This is a genomic window from Diaphorobacter aerolatus, assembly GCF_014489535.1.
Classification (GTDB): domain Bacteria; phylum Pseudomonadota; class Gammaproteobacteria; order Burkholderiales; family Burkholderiaceae_C; genus Diaphorobacter_A; species Diaphorobacter_A aerolatus.
The window spans coordinates 3,925,212-3,944,247 of the sequence record NZ_CP060783.1 but is presented as its reverse complement, the minus strand read 5'-3'; the positions used below and the strand labels follow the sequence as shown (position 1 = coordinate 3,944,247).

At 62.5% G+C, this 19,036-nt stretch carries 11 protein-coding genes and 6 pseudogenes; all 17 read right to left on the bottom strand.

Annotation, left to right across the window (positions count from 1 at the left end; translation table 11 throughout):
- Positions 1-78: 78 nt before the first annotated feature.
- Entirely contained in the window at positions 79-501 is a 423-nt protein-coding gene (locus H9K75_RS18325) for a BLUF domain-containing protein (RefSeq protein WP_187723700.1), read from the bottom strand.
- A 3-nt stretch (positions 502-504) separates the two neighbouring features.
- On the bottom strand, positions 505-1,239 hold the full coding sequence (gene folE / locus H9K75_RS18320) for a GTP cyclohydrolase I (RefSeq protein ID WP_187723699.1): 735 nt from the start codon (positions 1,237-1,239) through the stop codon (positions 505-507).
- Positions 1,240-1,350: 111 nt separating this feature from the next.
- Entirely contained in the window at positions 1,351-2,592 is a 1,242-nt protein-coding gene (clsB, locus tag H9K75_RS18315) for a cardiolipin synthase ClsB (protein WP_226858304.1), read from the bottom strand.
- Positions 2,589-3,359, bottom strand: coding sequence for an endonuclease/exonuclease/phosphatase family protein (locus H9K75_RS18310; RefSeq protein ID WP_187723698.1), 771 nt, complete (start codon positions 3,357-3,359; stop codon positions 2,589-2,591). The genes clsB and H9K75_RS18310 overlap by 4 nt, the downstream gene beginning before the upstream one ends.
- Complete coding sequence (nudB, locus tag H9K75_RS18305; protein WP_404826361.1) at positions 3,356-3,859, bottom strand: dihydroneopterin triphosphate diphosphatase; 504 nt, start codon at positions 3,857-3,859, stop codon at positions 3,356-3,358. Before nudB ends, H9K75_RS18310 begins: the two co-directional genes overlap by 4 nt.
- Positions 3,860-3,889: 30 nt before the next feature.
- Positions 3,890-4,710 (bottom strand): annotated as a pseudogene (locus tag H9K75_RS18300) (CsgG/HfaB family protein).
- Between the two features lie 132 nt (positions 4,711-4,842).
- Positions 4,843-6,640, bottom strand: a pseudogene (aspS, locus tag H9K75_RS18295) (aspartate--tRNA ligase).
- Positions 6,641-6,701: 61 nt separating this feature from the next.
- On the bottom strand, positions 6,702-7,328 hold the full coding sequence (locus H9K75_RS18290; RefSeq protein ID WP_187723697.1) for a DUF502 domain-containing protein: 627 nt from the start codon (positions 7,326-7,328) through the stop codon (positions 6,702-6,704).
- A gap of 11 nt (positions 7,329-7,339) precedes the next feature.
- A pseudogene (locus H9K75_RS18285) lies at positions 7,340-7,683 on the bottom strand (FmdB family zinc ribbon protein).
- A 61-nt stretch (positions 7,684-7,744) separates the two neighbouring features.
- Positions 7,745-9,207 (bottom strand): annotated as a pseudogene (locus H9K75_RS18280) (sodium:solute symporter family protein).
- Positions 9,208-9,265: 58 nt separating this feature from the next.
- Positions 9,266-10,834 carry a ubiquinone biosynthesis regulatory protein kinase UbiB gene (gene ubiB / locus H9K75_RS18275; RefSeq protein WP_187723696.1) on the bottom strand — a complete coding sequence of 523 codons (1,569 nt, stop codon included), beginning with the start codon at positions 10,832-10,834 and terminating at the stop codon, positions 9,266-9,268.
- Between the two features lie 5 nt (positions 10,835-10,839).
- On the bottom strand, positions 10,840-11,379 hold the full coding sequence (locus H9K75_RS18270; protein WP_187723695.1) for a ubiquinone biosynthesis accessory factor UbiJ: 540 nt from the start codon (positions 11,377-11,379) through the stop codon (positions 10,840-10,842).
- Positions 11,380-12,000: 621 nt separating this feature from the next.
- Positions 12,001-13,044 carry a Tim44 domain-containing protein gene (locus H9K75_RS18265; protein ID WP_187723694.1) on the bottom strand — a complete coding sequence of 348 codons (1,044 nt, stop codon included), beginning with the start codon at positions 13,042-13,044 and terminating at the stop codon, positions 12,001-12,003.
- 74 nt (positions 13,045-13,118) lie between these two features.
- A complete protein-coding gene (ubiE, locus tag H9K75_RS18260) occupies positions 13,119-13,850 on the bottom strand; it encodes a bifunctional demethylmenaquinone methyltransferase/2-methoxy-6-polyprenyl-1,4-benzoquinol methylase UbiE (RefSeq protein WP_187723693.1) in 732 nt (243 codons plus the stop codon).
- A gap of 138 nt (positions 13,851-13,988) precedes the next feature.
- A pseudogene (locus tag H9K75_RS18255) lies at positions 13,989-14,412 on the bottom strand (gamma-butyrobetaine hydroxylase-like domain-containing protein).
- Between the two features lie 49 nt (positions 14,413-14,461).
- Positions 14,462-14,920: an HIT family protein gene (locus H9K75_RS18250; protein WP_187723692.1), complete on the bottom strand. Its 459-nt coding sequence runs from the start codon at positions 14,918-14,920 to the stop codon at positions 14,462-14,464.
- 115 nt (positions 14,921-15,035) lie between these two features.
- Positions 15,036-18,961 (bottom strand): annotated as a pseudogene (locus H9K75_RS18245) (DUF3683 domain-containing protein).
- Positions 18,962-19,036 lie beyond the last annotated feature (75 nt).

The following is a 19,036-nucleotide window of genomic DNA, read 5'->3' as shown; positions in this document are numbered from 1 at the left end:
TCTGCGTGTGGTTGTAGGACTGTCTGCATGCTCTTCAAGGCGAGCGCCGGGGAGCGCAGGAGCAATAAAAAACGGGAATCAGGCCCGGCCAATGACCGAGGCCGTGGCCATCAGCTCTTCGAGCAGTGCGAACGAGACCTTGCCCGAGGTCGAGTACGGATCGAATTCGGGGCGCTCCGAATACTTGAGCACGATCGAATGATTGAGCTTGGCGAGATTGACATGCCCCATGGTCCAGCCACCGAAGCGGCGCTCGGAAATCTCCTCGAACGACAGCAGCTCGACGTTCTTGTGGCGCACGTCGGCCTGAATGCTGCCGAACAGCGCGCTCACGGTGGAGCGGCCGCCCTCGATGGCCTGAAGAAAGATTCCGCCGCCATAGCACAGCACGCCCGTGATGCCGCTCGCCGGGTTGTGCGATCGCGATTGCGTGAGGATGGCTTCAATTGCCGCGGGCGACGTGTCCACCGCGCGGCTCACATACAGCAAACGCACCAGCATGGCTCAGTTCCTTCCGGGTATCAGTGACAGGAATTCGCGGCGCAGCGTGGGGTTGGTGAGGAACACGCCACGCATCACCGAGTTGATCATCTTGCTGTCCATCTCGCGCACGCCACGCCAGGACATGCAGAAGTGCGACGCCTCCATCACCACGGCCAGACCGTCGGGCTGGGTCTTCTCCATGATGAGGTCGGCCAGTTGCACCACGGCCTCTTCCTGAATCTGCGGACGGCCCATGACCCAGTCCACCAGCCGCGCGTATTTCGAGAGGCCGATCACGTTCGTGTGCTCGTTGGGCAGCACGCCGATCCAGATCTTGCCGATGACCGGACAGAAATGGTGGCTGCATGCGCTGCGCACTGTGATCGGGCCGACGATCATCAGCTCATTGAGATGTTCCGCATTCGGAAACTCCGTGATTGCGGGAGGCGCAACGTAGCGGCCACGGAACACCTCGTTGATGTACATCTTCGCCACCCGGCGCGCGGTGTTGTTGGTGTTGTGATCGCCCACGGTATCGATGACCATGCTGTCGAGCACGGTCTGCATCTTCTCTTCGACCTCGTCGAGCAGCAATTCCAGCTCGCCCGGTTCGATGAACTCGGAGATGTTGTCGTTGGCGTTGAAGCGCTTGCGGGCAGCCGCCAGACGCTCGCGGATCTTCACGGATACGGGAGTGCCCTCGTCGGCGTCGGGCTGTCCGGCCTTCTGGGAGTCGGTGTCAGGATTTTGTGACATGCCGGCATGGTACCAGCGATTGGAGTCCGTAGTGCGGTACGGCTCTTGTTCTCGCATGGCTTGCCGGGCAACCCTTGCGAGCTACAAAACAAATAGCATTCAGACGCGGATTCAGTACCGGTTGCCGGTCACCCAGATCAGCGACCGCATGATCGCCGCAGCCACGTGATCCAGCACCCGCTCGCGCAGCGGACGGCGCGCGAACACGTCCGGGTCCATCTGCCGGCCTGCGTGCTCCATGGCCTCCTTGAGGCGCTGCTGCAGGTCCTGCGCGAACGCAGCGTCTTCCACCACCACATTGGCCTCGCGCGCGAGCAGCAGCGACAAGGGCTCCAGATTCGATGAACCCACGGTCGCCCAGGGCCGGTCGCCGTAGGCATCCACGACGGCCACCTTCGCGTGCAGAAAGCTCGGCGAGTATTCAAAAATCTGCACGCCCGCCTTGAGCAGCGCGCCATACACCGGGCGCGACGCATGAAACTGCATGAAGTACTCATAGCGCCCCTGCAGCAGCAACTGCACGCGCACGCCGCGCTCGGCCGCCAGAATCAGCGCACGGCGCAGCTTGCGTCCGGGCATGAAGTAGGCATTGGCGATGATGACCTCTTCCCGCGCACTGCCGATGGCGCGCAGGTACGCCTTCTCGATCCGGCTGCGATTGCGCAGGTTGTCGCGAAACAGCAGGGCCGCGCGCATGCCCTTGGCCTTGGCCGCCGAGCGCTTGGCCGCACTCTGCGCCACACGCGCCGCGCGCAGATCGGCTACGGCGCGGGAAATCTTGCGCTTGCTTGCGTCATGCACCGCGCGCATTCGCCACCAGAGCTTGTCCATGTTGTCGGACGCCTGATCGACCAGTGCGCCCTTGGCGCGCACGGCAAAGTCGAAGCGTGGCGCTTCGAGCTTGCCGTGGTTAGGATCCCAGAAATCGTCGAGCACGTTGATGCCGCCACAGTACATCACCTCGTCGTCGATGACGCACAGTTTCCGGTGCAGCCTGCGCCAATGCCGGGGCAGCAGCAATGCGAACTGGCGAACGGCGGAGAACACCTGCAACTGCACGCCCGCCGCCTCGAAGCGTTCGCGCAACGGCGCGGGAATCAGGCCGGTGCCGAATCCGTCGACCGCCACGCGCACGTCCACGCCGCGTCTGGCCGCATTGATGAACGCCTCGGCGATCTGCTCGCCGCTCGCGGTGCAATCGAAGATGTAGGTCTCGAACTGGATGCTGCGCGTGGCGGCGTTCATGTCGGCGATCAGGGCGGGGAAAAACTCCTGCGTGCCCTGCAGCAACCGGACCTCATGTCCGGAGTGGAACACCACACGTTTGCCACCGCCGACCGCTTCGGGGCTCAAAGCCTGAACTCCGCAATCAGCGGAAGATGGTCCGACATGCGCCACCAGATGCGCCCGTTCGGCACGTAGAGACTCGTGGGCTGGAGGCCACGCACGTAGACGTGGTCGAGCTGGGCAATCGGCAGCCGTGCCGGGTAGGTGAACGAGCGCGGGCCATCGTCATATTCGAACAGCCCGAATCCCGCGAGCATGCGCTTGATCTGAAAGCCCCAGTCGTTGAAGTCACCCGCGATCACGAGCGGCGCGTCCGCAGGCACCTCGCGTTCGATGAAACGCTGGATCTTCGCCACCTGCCGCATACGGCTCTCGTGGATCAGGCCCAGATGCACGACGATGGCGTGCACGCGCTTGCCCTGAAAGTCGATCTCCACGTGCAGCAACCCGCGCTGCTCGAAGCGGTGATCCGAGATGTCCTCGTGACCGTGGCCGACCACCGGCCAGCGTGTGAGCAGCGCGTTGCCATGCTCGCCATCACGCGTGACGGCATTGGTGCGGTAGACCGCCTCGTAACCTTCCGGCGACAGATATTCGGCCTGCGACACCTCGGGCCAGCGGTTGAAGTACTGCGCCTCGCGCCGATTCATCTTGCGCACTTCCTGCAAGCAAACGATGTCGGCATCGAGCTGCTCGACGGCATGGCCCAGGTTGTGAATCTCAAGGCGCCGCGTCGGGCCCAGGCCCTGCACGCCCTTGTGGATGTTGTAGGTGGCAACACGCAGGATGCCTGAATGTTCGTCTTCGGTATCGATGTGAATGTTTGTAGTCATCTTCCGACAAATCTTGGCAGCCAAAGAATGGCTTCGGTGTTCGACGGCGAATAGCACCGGTCCGCGGCCTCTCGCCAGTCCCACCATTCATATGCAGTATGTTCCCTGGGATTCAAGGCTACGGCAGTGCCGTCGGGCACCCGGAGACTGAAAATCCTCTCGGTATTCTCTCGCACACCGGGCTCGTAGCGATGAAGCCATTGCGGATAGATACTGTAGGTGTTCTCCAGGTTCCAGTCGAGCAGGCTGCAGGCCGGGGCGCTGGCATCGATGCCGGTCTCCTCCAGCACCTCGCGCCGGGCCGTGACCTCGAACGGCTCATCGAGCGCGTCCTTGCTGCCCGTGACCGACTGCCAGAAATCGGTGCGCGCGCCTTCGCCGGTTTCGCCCGTGCCCTGCGTGCGCCGCAGCAGGAGCACCTGCAATTGCGCGGTGTGAATCACCACCAGCACCGATTGCGGGATTTTCCAGCGCGGCTGCATGTCGTCAGTCGATGCCATCGCGGGACAATTGCCACGTAGACCGGGCACTCATCCCTTGGCCCCCGCCTTGGTCGGCACGGGCGGCGGCATCTGCTTTTCCTGAAGCAGTCGCAACTGGTGCACCAACTGGTTGTGCGAGTGCAGGAATGCGGCCGCAATGACCTTGCCTTCGTTGGTGTTGCTCCAGCCCATGCCCGCGCCTCCTCCGATCTTGCCGAGCACGAAGCCGCCCATGCCCAGATCGGTCGCGCGCGCGGAGCCGGTGGACGCTGCCACCTGCTCCGTCGTCTCGTTGTCGGTCAGGAACAGCGCCGTCTGCGCCTCCTTGAACTTGACCTGCTCGGCAACACCCGCGAGACCCGCGATGTCGCGCAGCACCGGGATCATCGCGATGATGCCCGCGAGCCCCGGCCAGCGTCCTGCTCGCTGAAGGTAAGGCTGGGCGTCATCGTGTACTGCGCCTCGTAGCCCTTGCCCTTTTGGACCGTGCCGTTGGGACGAAGCACGCCCGAATCGCGCAACTCGCCTTCGCGGATCGTGCCTTGCAGGCCGCCCGCGCGATCCACCACGCGAAAGCACCCGCTTTGCTGCATCAGCAGCTTCACGAGCGGCACCGGCGTGGGCGGCAGATTCACCGTGGACGGCATGAGGTAGCCGCGCGGATTTTCCAGAAGCGCGACGGTGGCGATGGGCTGTTCGCAGCGCTCCAGCGTCGGATTGGGATTGCGCGCGCCCGCAGGGCCGGCAGAACCGGTCACCTCCGAACTGCCCTCGCCGAGCTCGGTCTTCTTCTCGCCGCAGCCCGACAAGGCAAACAGCGCTGCTACGCAGAGGCCCGCCGCCAGCGCGCTACGCGGCAGGCTGCGCATATCGCTTGAAATCATCATGCAATCATTTCCTCACAAAATCTCAACGCAACTTACAGGCTCCCGAAAATGAAAAACGCCAAAGTCCGAAGACCTTGGCGTTATACCGTTTTCTGCTGACAGCGGCTCAGTGCGTCACTGCGCGGCGGGTGTCACATTGCGCAGCTTGATGTGCAGCTCGCGCAGTTGCTTTTCATCGACCGGCGACGGAGCCTGCGTGAGCAGGTCCTGCGCGCGTTGCGTCTTGGGGAAGGCAATCACGTCGCGGATCGAATCGGCACCGGTCATCAACGTGATCAGGCGGTCGAGACCGAACGCGAGGCCACCGTGCGGCGGCGCTCCGTATTGCAGCGCATCGAGCAGATAGCCGAACTTGGCGCGCGCATCCTCGGCAGAGATGTTGAGCGCGGTGAACACCTTGCTCTGCACGTCGGCGCGGTGGATACGCACCGAACCGCCGCCGAGTTCCCAGCCGTTGAGCACCATGTCGTAGGCCTTGGCAAGGCACTTGCCGGGGTCCGTGTCCATGAGGTCTTCATGGCCGTCCTTGGGCGATGTGAACGGATGGTGCACGGCCGCCCAGCGGTTGTTTTCCTCGTCATGCTCGAACATCGGGAAGTCCACCACCCACAGTGGTGCCCACTTGTTCTCGAACAGGCCGCTCTTCTTGCCGAAGTCGCTGTGGCCGACCTTCAGGCGCAGCGCGCCGATGGAGTCGTTGACGACCTTTTCCTTGTCGGCACCGAAGAACAGCAGATCGCCGTCCTGCGCGTTGGTGCGCTTGAGAATCTCGTTGATCGCGCCATCGTGCAGGTTCTTCACGATGGGCGACTGCAGGCCGTCGCGGCCCTTGGAGACTTCGTTCACCTTGATCCACGCGAGACCCTTGGCGCCGTAGATCTTCACGAAGTCGGTGTAGGCGTCGATCTCGCCGCGCGAAATCTGTGCGCCGCCCGGCACGCGCAACGCCACCACGCGGCCGCCCTTGGTGGTTGCCGGCGTGGAGAACACCTTGAAGTCCACGTCCTTCATCACCTCGGTGAGTTCGGTGAATTCGAGCTTCACGCGCAGATCGGGCTTGTCGGAGCCGAAACGGAACGCAGCGTCCTGATAGGTCATGATCGGGAATTCGCCCAGATCCACGTCCAGTTGCTGCTTGAACACCTCGGTGATCATCTGCTGGAAGATCGCGCGGATTTCCTCTTCGTTGAGGAACGAGGTCTCGCAGTCGATCTGCGTGAATTCCGGCTGGCGGTCGGCGCGCAGGTCTTCGTCGCGAAAGCACTTGGTGATCTGGTAGTAGCGGTCGTAGCCGGCCACCATCAGCATCTGCTTGTAGAGCTGGGGCGACTGAGGCAGCGCGAAGAATTCGCCATCGTGCACGCGGCTTGGCACCAGATAGTCGCGCGCGCCTTCGGGCGTGCTCTTGCCGAGCATCGGCGTTTCGATGTCGATGAAGCCGAGCTTGTCGAGATAGTTGCGCACCTGGATCGCGGTCTTGTAGCGCAGCATCATGTTGCGCTGCATGTAGGGCGGCGCAGGTCGAGCACGCGGTGCGTGAGACGCGTGGTCTCCGAGAGGTTGTCGTCGTCGAGCTGGAACGGCGGCGTGACCGACGGGTTGAGCACGTTCAGTTCATGGCACAGCACCTCGATCTGGCCGCTCTTGAGCTTGTCGTTCGTGGTGCCTTCGGGACGCGCGCGCACCAGGCCTTTGACCTGCACGCAGAATTCGTTGCGCAGGTCTTCGGCCACCTTGAACATCTCGGGCGATCCGGGTCGCAGACCACTTGCACATAGCCTTCGCGGTCGCGCAGGTCGATGAAGATCACGCCACCATGGTCGCGGCGACGGTTCACCCAGCCGCACAGGGTCACGGTTTGGCCCAACAGGGCCTCGGTCACAAGACCGCAGTATTCGGTACGCATTGCCATGGTCTAACTTCCTGCGCCCGCACGGGACGCGTCAATTGCACTGATTTGTTTGTGTGTCGGTTTACTGTCTGGAATCGTGAACGGCGATCGGGTCCGGCGGAGTCACCACGCCCATCGACACAATGTATTTCAGCGCCGCGTCGATGCTCATGTCGAGTTCGATGCAGTCGCTTTTGCGCACCATCACGAAATAGCCACCGGTCGGGTTCGGCGTCGTCGGCACGTAGACGCTCACGAACTCGTCGCGCAGGTAGGCCGCCACCTCGCCCGTGGGCGCACCGGTCACGAACGCCACCGTCCACACGCCTTCACGCGGCCATTGCACGAGCACGGCCGTGCGGAACGCGTTGCCGCTTTCGGAGAACAAGGTGTCCGACACCTGCTTGACGCTCGAATAGATCGAACGCACGACGGGAATGCGCGCAACGAGACGGTCGCCCCACTCCACCAGCTTGCGCCCCGCGAAGTTGGTGGCGAGCGCGCCGACACTGAGCAAAATGATCAGGGTGAGCAGCACGCCGAAGCCGGGAATGTGTATGCCCAGCAGCTTGTCAGGCTGCCAGTCGCCCGGCAGGATCTGCAGCGTCTGGTCGAGCGTGGAGACGATCCAGTGAAGCACCCACGCGGTGATCACGCCGGGCACGATGACGAGCAGGCCCGTCAGCAACCAGCGTCTGAAGGCAGACATCATGATCGTGCTTACGCCTTCGCCTCGGTGGCCGCCGGAGCAGGCGCAGCCACGGGAGCGGGAGCCGGTGCGGCGGCGGCGGCGGCGGCATTGTCGCCGGAGCCCGCAGGCGCAGGGCCGCCGCAGCATCGCCTGCGGGCTTGGGCTCGGCCTTGGCGTTATTTTTGCTGCCGCTGTTCTTGAAATCCGTGGCATACCAGCCCGTTCCCTTGAGCTGGAAACCGGGTGCCGTCAGTTGCTTGGAAAACGCCTCGGCGCCGCACTCAGGACACTGGGTGAGCGGCGCATCGGAAAATTTTTGCAAGACGTCCTTGGCAAAACCGCAGGAGCCGCACTTGTAGGCGTAGATAGGCATGAAAACCGATTGGAGCTGGTATGAAAAACCCTCAATTATAGGCGTTGCCACCTATTTCCCTTCATGAAGTGGCTTGTTCCGCTCCGGCAAGCGGATGATGGCCCGCGTGGGCATTGGTCACCATCTGTGGCATCAGCGAACCGGCGACCATGCCGACCATCGCCGCAAGCACGCCCGCGAGTTGCTGCGGGAAGGCCTGGTGCAGCGCCGGCGTGAGCATGAAGACGATCCACACGCCTATGCCCAGCACCACGGCCGCGATGGCACCCTGCGTGCTCGCGCGCTTCCAGTACAGGCCGAACACCAGCGGCACGAAGGCACCCACGAGCGGCACCTGATAGGCGCTCGACACCAGCTCGTAGATCGGCGTGCCCTGCATCCTGATGGAGTATGCGAGCACGCACATCGCAAACACCAGCACGCTCACGCGCATCGTGAACAGCACCTCGCGGTCGCTGACCTTCTCGGGCGGAATTGACGCCAGATGTTCTCGGTGAAGGTCACGCTCGGCGCGAGCAGCGTCGCCGAGGCGCAGGACTTGATCGCCGAGAGCAGCGCGCCGAAGAACAGCACCTGCATCACAAGCGGCATCTTGTCCATGACGAGCGTGGGCAACACCTTCTGCGGATCGTCCTTGAGCAGCGCCGCCGTCTCGGCCGGCATGATGAGCAGCGCGCTCGCCACGAGGAACATCGGCACGAAGGCAAAGAAGATATAGGCCGTGCCGCCAATCACCGTGCCGCGCACCGCTGCCTTCTCGGAATTGGCCGACATCACGCGCTGGAACACGTCCTGCTGCGGAATCGAGCCCAACATCATGGTGATGGCTGCGCCGATGAAAAAGATGATGTCATGCCAGCTTGGCTCGGGCCAGAACTTGAACAGGTCGCGGCTGGTCGCCAGGTCGATCACCCGGCCCGCACCGCCCGCCATATTGCTCGCGAACACCGCGAGGATCACCAGGCCCACCACCAGAATGATCATCTGGATGAAGTCCGTCACCGCCACCGACCACATGCCGCCCCAGAGCGTGTAGACCAGAATCGACAGCACGCCGATCGTCATGCCCCAGGGGATGCTGATCGCACCGCCCGAGAGCAGATTGAACACCAGCCCGAGCGCCGTGACCTGCGCGGACACCCAGCCCAGATAGCTCAGCATGATGATCAGCGAGCACACCACTTCAATGGTGCGGCCATAGCGCTCGCGGTAGTAGTCGCTGATGGTCAGCAGCGTCATGCGGTAGAGCTTGGCCGCAAAGAACAGCCCCACCAGAATCAGGCACATGCCCGCGCCGAACGGATCTTCGACCACGTTGCGCAAACCACCCTCGATGAACTTGGCCGGCACGCCCAGCACGATCTCCGAGCCGAACCAGGTCGCGAACGTCGTGGTGATGATCATGTACATCGGCAGATGACGACCCGCGATGGCGAAGTCGGCGGTGTTCTTCACGCGCCGCGCGGCCCACAGGCCGATGCCAATGGTGACGAACAGGTAGGCAATCACCATGAAGAGCAACACGCTGGCACTCCTGACAAAGATGAGTTGTGGGAAAGAAAGGAAAAAGAACGGGGGATTATCAGTAGAAATGACGCAGGCGCATCAGGATTTGCATGACCAGCAAACCCAGCACGAACCCGACACCGCCGTAGGCAATGCGCTGCAACAGGCGGTTGGTGCGCTTTTGCTCGGCCAGCAGCTCCTGCAGATCGCGTCCGTAGTCCTTGGGCTTTTGCTGCAGATAGTCGTGCATCAATCGTGGCAGTTGCGGCAGCAGCTTGGCGTACAGCGGTGCCTGCGCGCGCAGCTCGCGCCACACGCGCTTGGGACCCATCTGGTCCAGCATCCAGCGCTCAAGGAACGGCTTGGCGGTGCTCCACAGATCGAGTTCCGGATCGAGCTGGCGACCCAGCCCCTCGATGTTGAGCAGCGTCTTCTGCAGCAGCACGAGTTGCGGCTGGATCTCGACCTGAAAACGGCGCGAGGTCTGGAACAGGCGCAGCAGCACCATACCGAGCGAGATTTCCTTGAGCGGCCGGTCGAAGTACGGCTCGCACACCGCGCGAATCGCAGACTCCAGCTCGTTCACCCGCGTGGTCGGAGGAACCCAACCGCTTTCGATGTGCAGCTCTGCCACGCGCTTGTAGTCGCGGCGAAAGAACGCGGTGAAATTCTGCGCAAGGTATTCCTTGTCGAACTCGGTAAGTGATCCGACGATGCCGAAATCCAGCGAGATATAGCGGCCAAAGGTCTCGGGCTCCAGACTCACCTGGATATTGCCCGGGTGCATGTCGGCGTGAAAAAAACCGTCGCGAAACACCTGCGTGAAAAAGATCGTCACGCCATCGCGCGCGAGCTTCGGGATGTCGACGCCCGCATTGCGCAGTTTCTCGATCTGATTGATCGGCACGCCGTTCATGCGCTGCATGACCAACACCTGCGGATGGCAGAAGTCCCAGAAAATCTCGGGAATCTCCACCAGATCCAGCCCCTCCATGTTGCGGCGCAGTTGCGCGGCATTGGCGGCCTCCTTGATCAGGTCCAGTTCGTCGTGCAGGTAATTGTCGAACTCGGCCACCACCTGCATGGGCTTGAGGCGCTTGCCGTCGGCCGAAAGTTTCTCGACCCAGCCGGCCATCATGCGCATCAGCGCCAGGTCCTTGTCGATCACGCCCAGCATGCCGGGCCGCAGCACCTTCACGGCGACATCATGCTGCACCCCATTGCGGTCACGGATCACCGCGAAGTGCACCTGTGCAATCGACGCGCTGGCCACCGGAACGCGGTCGAACGATATGAACACCTCATCGACCGGCCTGCGAAACGCGCGCTCTATGGTTTCCACGGCCACGTTCGGATCGAACGGCGGCACACGGTCCTGCAGCAGCGCCAACTCGTCCGCAATATCGGGCGGCATCAGGTCGCGGCGCGTGGACAGCACCTGACCGAACTTCACGAAGATCGGCCCCAGGCTCTCCAGCGCCTCGCGCAGCCGCTGCCCGCGCGGCGCATTGAGCTTGCGCCCGAAATTGGTGAACCGCGCAATGCGGCTCAGCACCGGGTTGCGGAAACTGTTGAGAACCAGCTCATCGAGTCCGTAGCGCAGACACGTCCAGACAATCGTGAAGCCACGAAAAAAACGACTCATGGCGCTCAAACGTCTCCGCGCGAAAACGGCATCGAATTCACAAAGCTGCGCAACGCCTGCGCCACGCGCCTGGCCGCCGAACCCACGGCATGCGCGGGAGCATCGCCGATCACGCGCGCGAGATCCTCTTCAACATCCCAGCGCACGTTGTCCACGAGCCAGTTGATCTCGGCGGCGAACTTGACGTCGCCATCGATCAGAATGGTCGGCTTGTCGCCACGCATCGCATTGCGCGCAATCGACAGCGGAGAAGTCTCCACCACCTCGATGCGCAGATCGGGCGTCATCATCGACGGCGCTGTGTCCAGCAATCCCGCAGGCGTGATCTGCACCGACATCGAAAACGACCGCCACTGCACACGCGCCACGCGACCGCTCTGCGAGGACAGCCGGTCCATGGCTTCGGGTTCCTGCATCAACACATGGTTCAGAAACAGCACCGCGCGGTGCTGCATCTCGTGTACGAGCCACTGGGGAGGTTGCGGGCCGCTCGATATGCGTTCGAACAATCCGTCCAGGAAGGGGAATGGGGACTTTGGTGTCATAACCCCTCGATTATTCCCTGAACTTGGATGGATGCCATCGGGTGCGAGGGCGATTGACCTTCAAAAGCTGTTTTCAATGCTTTCATTTGTATGTTGGCCATGTCTGTAAGGGCTGTTTTGTGTTTGTTTCCCGGGCCGGGATTGCGCCCGGCGGCGCAGCTACTTTCTTTTTATCAAAAAAAAGAAAGTAGCCAAAGAAAAGTTGACCCTGCTGACGATTACCAGCACGAGCGCAGCGACGTGCCGATCCCCCCTTCTGTTCACGCCTGATTCTGGTGATTTGGCCGGTTGTTTCTGCGTCAAGTGACGCAGAAACGTCCACATCTGGCTCACGGCAGATGTCTGACCGGAGCGAAGCGCAGGGAGTTTCTGCCGTGTACCGGACGAATCTCCAGAATCAGGTTGCCCGAAGCGAAGCGCAGGGTCGTGAACAGCAGGGCGCATTTCTTTGCCTACTTTCTTGTTGCGAACAAGAAAGTAGGTCGCCCGCCGGGGCGAGACCCGGCCAGCAGCAAAAAACAAAACACAAACACAAAAACAAAGACAAAACAAAAACAGAAACGCCCTCCCCGCATCAGCAGAGAAGGCGCTCCCCCAACACAGCCAGTGGCTACAGACGGTTTATTGCAGAGCCTGAACTCCAGCCACCAACCACCCACTTCCACCCGCCTTGGGCTTGGTCATATTCCATACCTCGCGGAACGGCGACGGTCCCGCCGAAGCCTCTTCCTTGATCATTCCCGAGAACTCGACGCTGGCCATGTAGGCGTCGCCCAGGTCCTCGATGCCAAGCAATTGCGCTTCGATCATCACCACGTCGGTCTGGTTGGGCTGACCGTCGGCGCGGTTGGCTTCGCGCTCGTTGAGTTGCGAGCGGATTTCGGAGACCATTTCGTCAGTCATCATCGAGCGCAGCGAGGAAATGTCCGCGCGGTCCCAGGCGGCCTGCAGCGTGATGAAGTTGCGCTTGGCGGCGGCCAGGAAACCATCGGTATCGAAACCATCGGGCACGCCCCAGTTCTGCGAACCCGAGAGTGCCGAGCCGATCATCGAGCCACCCGCCGCTGCCGCCGCGCCAGTTGCTGCACCAGCGGCTGGCGAGAACGCCATGTTGCTGTGGTCAAAAGGACGGGCCGATGCGTCGTTGCCGATCTTGTCGGGGTTGTACTGACGCGGTGTCTCGGCCTGCGACGGATTGGCGTTGCCCGCGCCCTGGAAGGCGAACGGCGAGCCCGAAGCACCGGTCGAGGCCCGGTTGTTACCGCCACCGCCAGCGCGCGAACGCATGATCAGGCGGATCACAAAGAACGCCGCCATCGCCAGCAAGGCAATCATGAGGATATTGGCAAAACCTTCGCCGAGGCCGAGCGAATTCGCGAGCCAGGCAAGGCCGAGACCGGCGGCCAGGCCGCCGAGCATGGCACCCCAGGGTTTCTTGGGTGCCGCAGCAGGTGCGCCGGGAGAACCGGGTTGACGCGCTGGAGCGGCGCTGTTGGCGTTCTGGGCAGGTGCACCGGGTGCAGCACCCGGACCACCGGCTTCACGTTGCGTCACGTTAGAGGATTGCTTGCCCATCGATTTTCCGCCACCCATGCGCTTTGCATCGGCGTCGCCCATCGAAAAAGCGAGCATCGCGACCAAGACTACAGACCACAGTTTCATCATCGGTTCTCCATTTAGTTGTGCACTGGCCCCTTCACGCTCTTTTTTCAAAGTTTGATTTCAGCTATCGGGATCGTTCAGCACTTAATTCCAACATGCAACGCCACAATACCGCCAGTCATATTGTGATAGTCCACATGCCCGAAGCCACTTTGTTTCATAAGGGTTTTAAGTTCCTCCTGCCCGGGATGCATGCGAATCGATTCGGCGAGATAACGGTAACTGTCTGCATCACCCGCCACCATGCTGCCGATGCGCGGCAACACGCTGAACGAATACCAGTCATAGGCCTTCTCGAGCGGCTTGGCGATCTTCGAGAATTCAAGCACCAGCAGACGGCCGCGCGGCTTGAGCACGCGGTTCATTTCTTTGAGCGCCGCGTCCTTGTGCGTCATGTTGCGTAGGCCGAACGCCACACTGACCAGATCGAAATGATTGTCGGGAAACGGCAGCTTTTCCGCGTCGCAGACCAGCGTGGGCAGCACGGTGCCCTTGTTGATCAGGCGATCACGGCCCACGCGCAGCATGGCCTCGTTGATGTCGGTGTGGATCACCGTGCCGGTCGGGCCAACCTTTTTGGCGAACGCCAGCCCCAGATCGCCGGTGCCGCCAGCGATGTCGAGCACCTGATTGCCTTCCTTCAGGTTGGCGACCATCACCGTGTAGGCCTTCCATGCGCGATGCAGCCCACCGGACATGAGGTCGTTCATCACGTCATATTTGGAAGCGACGGAGTCAAACACGCCGCGCACGTGGCGTGCCTTCTCGTTCTCGTCAACGGTCTGGAATCCGAAATGTGTGTTGCTCATGATGTGGTGATGCTAGGCGCGTGCGGGCGCGAGGTACAGCGACAACCACGCGCCCGTGCGGGACTTGAGGAAAAAAAGAAATGACAAACCGGGTCTTGGAGACCCTGGATTGTGACGCAGCGCGAGCGTCGGCCGGAATCAGTGCCCACCGCAGCCATGACCATGGCCGTGCGTTTTTTTACCGGGCATCGGGGTATCGCGATCAATGCCTTCGGCCTTGAGGCGGAATTCGTATTCGGCCCAGAGCTGGGCCTCGTTTGCCCCCAATTCGTAGAGCAGGTTCCACGAGAAGATGCCGCTGTCGTGCCCGTCGGAAAACGTCGGCTTGACCGCATAGTTGCCCACCGGCTCGAGACTGACCAGCGTGACGTCGCGCTTGCCGGTCTGCAGCACTTCCTGGCCGGGACCATGGCCCTGCACCTCGGCGGACGGGGAGTAAACACGCATCAGCTCAAAGGGATGCGAAAGGCCGCGCCATCGGAAAACGTCACCTCCAGCTGGCGTGATTGCTCATGCACGGTGATGGATTGGGCATGGGCGAACCCGGTGTGATGCCTGCCATGTGTTTGATTGTTCCTGCTTGAAGAAGCGTTGTTTGTCAGATGGAATTTTCAGGCGAATTCGGCCTGAAGGCGCTCGCGCAGCAGCGCATCGAGCGCGGGTAACCGAGCGGAAATCGCCGCTTCCTTTTCGGCATCGCGCGAGCGCTGAGCGTTGGCCCAGACGGGTGCCGGAAAGTGCGAATCCCACTCCCAGCGCGCGATCACGTGCCAATGCAGGTGCGGCACCATGTTGCCGAGCGCCGCGAGGTTGATCTTGGCGGGCTTGAGATGCTCGCGAACGAGTTGTTCGACGGCCGCCACGACTTCCATGCAGAACGCACGGTCAGCGCGTGACAGATCGGAGAACTCTGCGACGTGCGCATTCCAGATCACGCGGTAGAACGCGGGAAAGCCTTCCTCGCTCGCCCGAATCAGGCGCAGCCTGGAGCCACGCCAGACAAGCGCGCCGCCGTCTTCGCGGCAAAGCACGCAGTTGGGGGACTCAGGCTGTGTCGGGTGTGAATGCATGGCCGCCATCATAGGCCGAGAGCATGTCCATAAAGACCGGTGAGCGCATTGGCGAAGGTGACGACACGATCACGCGAGGCCGCAGGGGTGGCCTGCGGCGTTACGCGACCAGGCCCTAAACCAGCACCCGCTCGATGCCGCCCTCGTTGGCGCGTTTCACGTACTCGGGCATCCAGTTCTCGCCAAGAATCTCGCGCGCCATCTCGACGACGATGTAGTCGGCCTCGAGCAGACCGTTTTGCAGATCGTCCTGATAGCGGCTCAGGCCTTGCAGGCAGCTGGGGCAGCTTGTGAGGATCTTCAGGTTTTCCTTGGCGCCCACCTGCCCGCTCTCGCGCAGCACGGCCTCGGTCTTGCGGATTTCCTCGGTCTTGCGAAAGCGGATCTGCGTGGAGATGTCGGGCCGCGTGACGCCCAGCGTGCCCGACTCACCGCAGCAGCGTTCGCTCTTGAGCACGTTGTCGCCGACGAGCGCCTTCACGGTCTTCATCGGTTCCTGCAGTTTCATCGGAGTGTGGCAGGGGTCGTGGTACATGTACGTGCCCTTGCCCGCGAGCGTGATGCCTTTTTCGAGCAGGTATTCGTGGATGTCGATGATGCGACAGCCCGGGAAGATCTTGTCGAACTGGTAGCCCTGGAGCTGGTCGTAGCAGGTGCCGCAGCTCACCACCACCGTCTTGATGTCGAGGTAGTTCAGCGTCGTCGCCACGCGGTGGAACAGCACGCGGTTATCGGTGATCATCTTCTCGGCCACATCGAACTGGCCCGAGCCGCGCTGCGGATAGCCGCAGCACAGATAGCCCGGCGGCAGCACGGTCTGCACGCCGGCGTGCCAGAGCATGGCCTGCGTGGCAAGACCGACCTGGCTGAACAAACGCTCGGAGCCGCAACCGGGGAAATAGAACACGGCCTCGGTGTCGGAACTGGTGGTCCTGGGATCGCGGATGATCGGCACGTAGTCCTTGTTCTCGATGTCGAGCAAGGCGCGTGCCGTGCGTTTGGGCAGTCCTCCGGGAAGCTTCTTGTTCACGAAGTGGATGATCTCTTCCTTGAGCGGCGGCGCGCCCACCGTCGCCGGGGGATGCGCGGTCTGCTTCCTGCTCACCGTGCGCAGCAGATCGACCGCCGCGCGCTGGGCCTTGAAGCCGACGTTGACCATTGCGCCACGCATGAACTTGATGGTGTCGGGATTGGTCGCATTCAGCATCGTCATCGCCAGCTTGTTGCCGGGACGGAAGCTCTTCTTGCCCATCTTGCGCAGCAAGTTGCGCATGTTCATGGTGACGTCGCCAAAGTCGATCTTCACCGGGCAGGGCGTGAAGCACTTGTGGCAGACGGTGCAGTGATCCGACACGTCCTCGAATTCCTGCCAGTGCTGGATCGACACGCCCCGGCGCGTCTGCTCCTCATAGAGAAAGGCCTCGACCAGCAGCGACGTCGCGAGAATCTTGTTGCGCGGGCTGTACAGCAGGTTGGCGCGCGGCACGTGCGTGGCGCACACCGGCTTGCACTTGCCGCAACGCAGACAGTCCTTGACCGAATCGGCAATCGCGCCGATGTCGCTCTGCTGCATGATCAGCGACTCGTGGCCCATGAGCCCGAACGACGGCGTGTAGGCATTGGTCAGATCGGCGAACATCAGCGACGCACGCGAATGCGCCTGCCCGGCCTCCGGACTGCGCCGGTTCTGGTCGGCAAGCAACGCGTCCTGATTGCGGATCAGCTTGCCCCGGTTGAAGTGCCCATGCGGATCGACCCGGCGCTTGTACTCGGCAAACGGCGCGAGTTCGTCGTCGGTCAGAAACTCCAGCTTGGTGATGCCGATGCCGTGCTCGCCCGAAATCACGCCATCGAGACTGCGCGCCAGCACCATGATGCGCGCCACGGCCTCGTGCGCGGTCTGCAGCATGTCGTAGTCGTCGCTGTTGACCGGAATGTTGGTGTGCACGTTGCCATCGCCCGCGTGCATGTGCAGTGCCACCCAGACACGACCTTTCAGCACGCGCTGGTGTGTGGCGTTCACTTCGGCCAGGATGGGCTGGAACGGCGCGCCGTTGAAGATCTGCGCCAGCGGTGCCTTGAGCTGCGTCTTCCAGCTCGCGCGCAGCGTGTGATCCTGCAACTGCGGGAACAGCGTTTCGACGTTGTGCAGCCAGCCCTGCCACAGGCCGCGAATGTCCTTGACGAGCGCAATTGCCTGGCTCACGCGGTCCTCGAGCAGCTCGGCCGACGGAATCTCGCCCGCATCGTCCTGCTTGCCCAGCGGCAGATTGCCGCGCTCGAAGAAGTCGATCAGCGCGTCGCAGAGCTTGATCTTGTTGCGCAGGCTCAGCTCGATATTGATGCGCTCGATGCCGTCGGTGTACTCCCACATGCGCGGCAGCGGGATCACCACGTCCTCGTTGATCTTGAAGGCGTTGGTGTGGCGGCTGATCGCGGCGGTGCGCTTGCGATCCAGCCAGAATTTCTTGCGTGCCTCGGCGCTCACCGCCGTAAAGCCTTCGCCATTGCGCGAATTGGCAATGCGCACGACCTCGGCGGCCACCTTGGCGACGTCGTCGGCGTTGTCTCCCACGATGTCGCCGATCAGCACCATCTTGGGCAGGTGGCCGTTGCCCTTCTTGCTCTTGGTGGCATAGCCGACGGCCTTGAGATAGCGGTCGTCCAGATGCTCAAGACCGGCCAGCAGCACGCCCGAGCGGTTCTGCTCGGCGAACATGAAGTCCTTAATTTCCACGATGCTGGGCACCGCGTCCTTGGCGTTGCCGAAGAATTCGAGGCACACGGTGCGCGTGTGATCGGGCATGCGGTGCACGATCCAGCGCGCGCTCGTGATCAGGCCGTCCGTGCCTTCCTTCTGCACGCCCGGCAGGCCCGAGAGGAACTTGTCGGTCACGTCCTTGCCCAGACCTTCCTTGCGGAACGTCTTGCCGGGAATGTCGAGGCGTTCGGTGCGGATCGGCGTCTTGCCGTCGGCTTCGAAATACTGCAATTCGAAGCTCGCCATTTCCGCGTCGTGAATCTTGCCGAGGTTGTGGCCGATGCGCGTGACTTCGAGCCACTGGGCGTCGGGCGTCACCATGCGCCAGCTCGCGAGATTGTCGAGCGCCGTGCCCCACAGCACGGCCTTCTTGCCGCCCGCATTCATGGCGATGTTGCCGCCGATGCAGGAGGCTTCGGCCGATGTCGGATCGACCGCGAACACGAAGCCCGCGCGCTCGGCCGCGTCGGCCACGCGCTGCGTCACCACGCCGGCTTCGGTATATATGGTGCCGACCTCACGATCCACGCCCGGCAGGCGGCGCATCTCGACTTCGGTCATCGCCTCGAGCTTTTCGGTGTTGATCACCGCGCTGCGCCAGGTCAGCGGAATCGCGCCGCCGGTGTAGCCCGTGCCACCGCCGCGCGGGATGATGGTCAGCTCGAGTTCGATGCAGGCCCTGACCAGCGCGGCCATCTCGGCCTCGGTGTCGGGGTCAGCACCACGAACGGATATTCCACGCGCCAGTCGGTCGCGTCGGTCACATGCGACACGCGCGACAGTCCATCGAACTTGATGTTGTCCTTGGCGGTGTGCTTGCCAAGGCGCTTCTGCACCCTCTTGCGCAACTCCGAGGCCTCGACCAGCGTGGCGTCGAACTCGCCGATGGCGCGGCGCGCGGCCGCCACCAGCACGCCCACGAGCCGGTCGCGCTCGGCATGCTCATCGGGCTGGCGGCGCTTTTCGATCTCGGCGAGGCGGTGGATCAGCGCATCCACCAGCATCTTGCGACGATCGGGGTTGTGCAGCAGGTCGTCCTGCAAATACGGATTGCGCTGGACCACCCAGATGTCGCCGAGCACCTCGTACAGCATGCGTGCGGACCGGCCCGTGCGGCGCTCGCGGCGCAATTGATCGAGCACGCCCCAGGCAGATGCACCGAGCAGGCGGATCACGATTTCCCGGTCGGAAAACGAGGTGTAGTTATACGGAATCTCACGCAAACGGGTGGGCTCTTCGCCCTGCGCCTGCAGGGCAGCCAGCGCAATCGGAACATTCATGGGGATCAACCTGGATGTGTGGAACCAGCGAAAAGGCCTGGCCCACGTGCCTCGGGGTGCGATTTTATGTCAGCC

What these genes read in the sequence shown, in the direction of transcription:
- ubiB (WP_187723696.1), bottom strand. Translation starts at nt 10,834, where the DNA reads ATGAGTCGTTTTTTTCGTGGCTTCACGATTGTCTGGACGTGTCTGCGC.
- H9K75_RS18325 (WP_187723700.1), bottom strand. Translation starts at nt 501, where the DNA reads ATGCTGGTGCGTTTGCTGTATGTGAGCCGCGCGGTGGACACGTCGCCC.
- nudB (WP_404826361.1), bottom strand. Translation starts at nt 3,859, where the DNA reads ATGGCATCGACTGACGACATGCAGCCGCGCTGGAAAATCCCGCAATCG.
- folE (WP_187723699.1), bottom strand. Translation starts at nt 1,239, where the DNA reads ATGTCACAAAATCCTGACACCGACTCCCAGAAGGCCGGACAGCCCGAC.
- H9K75_RS18270 (WP_187723695.1), bottom strand. Translation starts at nt 11,379, where the DNA reads ATGACACCAAAGTCCCCATTCCCCTTCCTGGACGGATTGTTCGAACGC.
- H9K75_RS18290 (WP_187723697.1), bottom strand. Translation starts at nt 7,328, where the DNA reads ATGTCTGCCTTCAGACGCTGGTTGCTGACGGGCCTGCTCGTCATCGTG.
- H9K75_RS18250 (WP_187723692.1), bottom strand. Translation starts at nt 14,920, where the DNA reads ATGCATTCACACCCGACACAGCCTGAGTCCCCCAACTGCGTGCTTTGC.
- H9K75_RS18310 (WP_187723698.1), bottom strand. Translation starts at nt 3,359, where the DNA reads ATGACTACAAACATTCACATCGATACCGAAGACGAACATTCAGGCATC.
- ubiE (WP_187723693.1), bottom strand. Translation starts at nt 13,850, where the DNA reads ATGAGCAACACACATTTCGGATTCCAGACCGTTGACGAGAACGAGAAG.
- H9K75_RS18265 (WP_187723694.1), bottom strand. Translation starts at nt 13,044, where the DNA reads ATGATGAAACTGTGGTCTGTAGTCTTGGTCGCGATGCTCGCTTTTTCG.